The following is a 3,928-nucleotide window of genomic DNA, read 5'->3' as shown; positions in this document are numbered from 1 at the left end:
GCCCCATCGCATTGCCGCAGCGCGATGCGTGGCTCGCGGGAAGGACGCAGGACGGGAGATTCCCTCTTCTGTGCAACGGGGACGAGAGTTACCCCGTGACGGTTAACGGGAGGGGAAGACCTGGACTCCTCAGCCCAGGCGGTCAGTCCCTGTCTGAAATGCATGCAGAACTGCCACTGGACGAGCCCGTGATCGCGGCAGCGGCGGCTTTGCTTGAGGGCGTGGCGGAGGGGGCGCGCTCGTTCTGGGGGCACGCGTCGCCGTATGGTCACGGCGCAGAAGTCGCGCAGCAGTTCCGCCGCTCGCCTCACGGACCAGAGTGTTCACCCCGTGGGCTTCCCATGCTCAACCTGCCAGAGAAGCTCACCGCGCCTGAGATTCCCTGGTTCCTCGGATGGCTGAACTACTGGTCGCCCGCTGCCGCAGAAGCCATCGGCTTTCCGGACCCCTCCCGTGACGCGGAGCTGCTGTCACGCGCAAGGCGTACCGCGACCGGCGGGTGGGTGGTCCGGCTCACCGATGAGCCGCTCGACCTGGACAACCCCGCGCACCTGGACGCCCTCAAACGGGCCTACGAGCGCTTCCCGGAGATCGGCGGGCGCTCCACCCCTTGAGGCTCGGCACGGCTCGCGGCAGCCGGGCTCAGGGCGCCGCCTGCTGGCTCACCGGGAAGGTGACGTTCCCGAGGGTGACGGTGCGCGGCCCCTGCGCTTCCCACAGCTTGAGGGTACAGGGGCAGCCGAGCTGCGCGCGCTCCCCCTCCACGCCCACCATGACGGGACCCTTACCATTCGGGGGGAACGGGCGCCTCCTGCCACGCGACGAGCGCCACCTCTTCCCCCGTCGAGTCCACCAGCGTCGCCCCCCAGTGTCCAGGGCTCAGCGCCGGGGTTCACTCGAGCCTGCCATCAGAGCAGGCATCGCGCGGTTTTCTTTTCCCTGATCAGTCACAACCGGGTCATTTCTCTTCTACCCAGTGAGAGCGCATCCCCGCTCTTGGGAAGAGACTGAAGACAGCAGTTCTCTGACCCGTCATGACCAGAAAAAGGAGGCCCAATGTCAAACATATCTTCCAGCCCACACGGTGCCAGACTCTCCAGGCGGGCGCGCGTGACCACTGCGCTGCTCGGAGTCATGAGCGGGTTGCTGATCGCAGCGCCGGGTGTCGCCTTGGCCGGAAACTGTACCGGGATAGGCCGGGCCAGACTCTGTGGCAACGTGCGCAACCGCTCGAGCGAGCATGACGTCATCATCACCACGGACTGGGGCAAGAGAAACGAACACCGCACCTGGAAGGCCCTGCCCTCTGGAAAGGACGGGCCCGACATCAAGGTGAGGGATGTTGACGGGTTTCTGGTGCCCAAAGGTTGCGAGTTCACCCTTGCTGGCATCAGACACATCGGTCCCGGCTGGTACAAAATCTTCGATGGTCAGAACATCCAGATCAGCAGCATCAACTGCTGATCCAAACTCGCTCAGCTCTATCGCGCGAGCGGGGCCGCTGCTCAGCGCGCCTGCGTCACCTTGTTGTTGGCGCCGGTGCGACTCACCTTGGGCTTCTTGCCGCCCACGGCCCGCTTCCAGGTGACCGCGTTGTTGGCGCCCGTCACGCTGACGACGGCGACGGCCTCCACCTTCACCGTGTTGTTGGCGCCGCTCACGCTCACGCTCTTGCACTCACCCGTCAGCGTCACCTCGTTGTCGCTGCCGGTGATGCCCACCTCGGTCTTCGGCGAGCAACGGTGCGTCTCCTGGCCACCCGAGCCCGAGATCTCGAGCTGCGCGTTGGCCGGCGTCTCCTCGCCCGGCGCGCTCGCCTCTTCCTCGTCGCCCGCTGCCTCCACATCGGCGCCACCGAGCTGGTCGTCCACCCCGGCTCCGTCGGTCTTCACCTCCGTGTTGCCAGCCTTCACCTCGACGTTGCCGTTCTTGCCCACCTTCACGGACGTGCGGCCCTGCGCCATGGCCATGGCGGGAGCCAGCAGGAGACTCGCCAGGACGCCCGACAGCACCATTCCACGAACGGACTTCGACATTGCACCCCTCCCTGTGAGGACACGGAGGCAGCGAAGGGCCTCCGCTGGCCGCGCAATCAACACGCAAGGTGCAGGAAGCGCAATGCTTTCACGGAGGAGCGCACGGGAATGGACACTCCCGGACGCATCCCCTACGCCGGCTGCAGGAAGCGTCCGTTGACGAGATGGTCAATGACCTCGCGCGCCGAGCGCGGGTCGAGCTTCACCTTCGCCCCCAGCTGCGCCACCGCGCTGGCGACCGTCGTCGGGCGCTCGAAGGCGGCCAGGGTGCTCAGGAGAATCTGAGCGTCCTCGCCCTGATCCAGCGTCGGATCGGTGAACTTTCTCGGGTTGACCGAAGGCGCACAGACCAGGCCCGTTCCGTCCACCGACCGCACGACGGTCACCTGTTCCTGCGCCACCTTCGCGGGGACGCGGTGATGTCCCAACCAATCACCGAGCTTGAACTGAAGCGTCGAGGGGGCGGTGTTCAACAGGCGCGTGCTTCCGTTGATCGCGACCCGTCGCTTCGCTTCGCTGTGCTTCCACTCGAGCGCCTCCACGTGCTCCGACGTGCGCTGCACCGCCTTCTCGAGCGCCGCGTCGCGGAAGCGCAGCATCGGCACCGACACATCGCCTGGCTCGCGTTGCTCGAAGTACTCGAGGAACTCCGTGAACGTTCGCGCTTCGCTCACCATGTCGAACCGCGCGGGGTGCTCGGTGGCGAGCGCTCCGGGCTGCGCTTCGAGCCGCTGGTAGCCCACATCACAGTCGAGGCTCATCACGCGCTCCACCAAGCGGACTTCCTCTTCGAGCGTGGCGGCGCTGGCGAAGGGCAGGCCCGCGATTCCCGAGACCTCGACGTCCAGGTTCTCATGGCGGCGGCAGCCTTCGATGATCTCGAGGAGCTGCTGGTCCGAGGCACACGGCTTGAGCAGGCCGCGACGCATCTGCTCGAGCCGCTGCTGTTCCGAGAAGCAGCCGATGTCGAGCACCATGTGGACGTGCTCGAAGGTTTGGGCCAGGGCGTCGATGAGCTCGATCCGGGCCACCCCCCACAGGAAATACATGCAGGAGTGGCGGGAGAGATCGACTCCCGCCCAGGTGCTCTGCAGGAACTCCGCCGAGCTTCCCGAGAAGTCGTAGCGCATCTGCCACGTCCGGTGGGCGATCTCCTGATGATCGCGGCGCACACTCTCCTCGGAGCGCAGAAACGGCTTCGCGCGTCCGAAAGCCGCCTTCTGGTTGCCGCGGGCCCCACCGCAATACAGACAGTTCTCGGCGCACCCCTTGCCGGGCGCGACCCACCCCGAGAAGGCGTGGCGATCCTGGTGGCTCAGGAAGATGTCGTTGAAGTGCGAGTAGTAGATGTCCTCGCTGTTGGTGGCGCCTTGCACGTACTCCAGGGGCAACCGCCGCGGGGTGCCGTCCGGAGCCCGGGTGACGCAGTTGGGCGGAGAGGGCTCGCCCTGGCAGAGCGCCAGCAGCGGCCGCTCGCCGTCGCCCAGGACGATGTGATCGATGCAGTCGAACGCGCTCAGCTCCCGCCACCAGTACGACGCGGTGTTGCCGCCCACGACGATCCGGATGTCCGGGTCGATCTCCCGCAGCGTCCGCGCCAGGAGCAGCGCGCGGTGGACGTGGTGGAACCATTTGAGGCTGATCCCCACGAGCCGGGGGCGCACGCGGGCCACCAGGGCCTCGAGCGAGCGGGCCACCTCGTCCTCGGACTCGTCCCCGTCGTAGAGCCGGACGAAGGCCTCGATCCCACCGCGTCGCAGGTAGCTCGCGAGATAGAGGATCCCGCAGGTGGCCTCGCCGGTTCCGGCGCCAACAAGGAGGACTGGAGAGAGGACGCGACGGCCTTGCATGAGACGAAACCGGACCTTCCGAATGTCGTGAGGACTAGGTGC

Annotated in this window: 5 protein-coding genes; 2 read left to right on the top strand and 3 right to left on the bottom strand. The window is 66.7% G+C overall.

Going from position 1 to position 3,928, the window contains the following annotated elements:
• Positions 1-614: DUF5953 family protein (locus VF697_RS41285; RefSeq protein WP_331103955.1), on the top strand; the 614-nt coding region annotated here is incomplete at its 5' end.
• Between the two features lie 28 nt (positions 615-642).
• On the opposite strand, the gene VF697_RS41280 is transcribed toward VF697_RS41285, so the two are convergent.
• A complete protein-coding gene (locus tag VF697_RS41280; protein WP_331103954.1) occupies positions 643-774 on the bottom strand; it encodes a hypothetical protein in 132 nt (43 codons plus the stop codon).
• A 336-nt stretch (positions 775-1,110) separates the two neighbouring features.
• Here VF697_RS41280 and VF697_RS41275 point away from each other — a divergent pair, with 336 nt between their 5' ends.
• Positions 1,111-1,464 carry a hypothetical protein gene (locus VF697_RS41275; protein WP_331103952.1) on the top strand — a complete coding sequence of 118 codons (354 nt, stop codon included), beginning with the start codon at positions 1,111-1,113 and terminating at the stop codon, positions 1,462-1,464.
• Positions 1,465-1,505: 41 nt separating this feature from the next.
• Here VF697_RS41275 and VF697_RS41270 read toward each other — a convergent pair whose 3' ends face one another.
• On the bottom strand, positions 1,506-2,036 hold the full coding sequence (locus VF697_RS41270) for a DUF3060 domain-containing protein (RefSeq protein ID WP_331103950.1): 531 nt from the start codon (positions 2,034-2,036) through the stop codon (positions 1,506-1,508).
• Between the two features lie 131 nt (positions 2,037-2,167).
• A complete protein-coding gene (locus VF697_RS41265) occupies positions 2,168-3,886 on the bottom strand; it encodes a B12-binding domain-containing radical SAM protein (RefSeq protein WP_331103949.1) in 1,719 nt (572 codons plus the stop codon).
• Positions 3,887-3,928 lie beyond the last annotated feature (42 nt).

Origin of the sequence: Archangium sp., assembly GCF_036388035.1 — a bacterium.
Lineage (GTDB): Bacteria > Myxococcota > Myxococcia > Myxococcales > Myxococcaceae > Archangium.
The sequence above is the reverse complement of the archived record's forward strand: the minus strand, read 5'-3'. Positions and strand labels throughout refer to the sequence as shown.

Bases quoted from the DNA above. Each gene is read 5' to 3' on its own strand.
- VF697_RS41280 (WP_331103954.1), bottom strand. From the start codon at position 774: ATGGTGGGCGTGGAGGGGGAGCGCGCGCAGCTCGGCTGCCCCTGTACC.
- VF697_RS41270 (WP_331103950.1), bottom strand. From the start codon at position 2,036: ATGTCGAAGTCCGTTCGTGGAATGGTGCTGTCGGGCGTCCTGGCGAGT.
- VF697_RS41265 (WP_331103949.1), bottom strand. From the start codon at position 3,886: ATGCAAGGCCGTCGCGTCCTCTCTCCAGTCCTCCTTGTTGGCGCCGGA.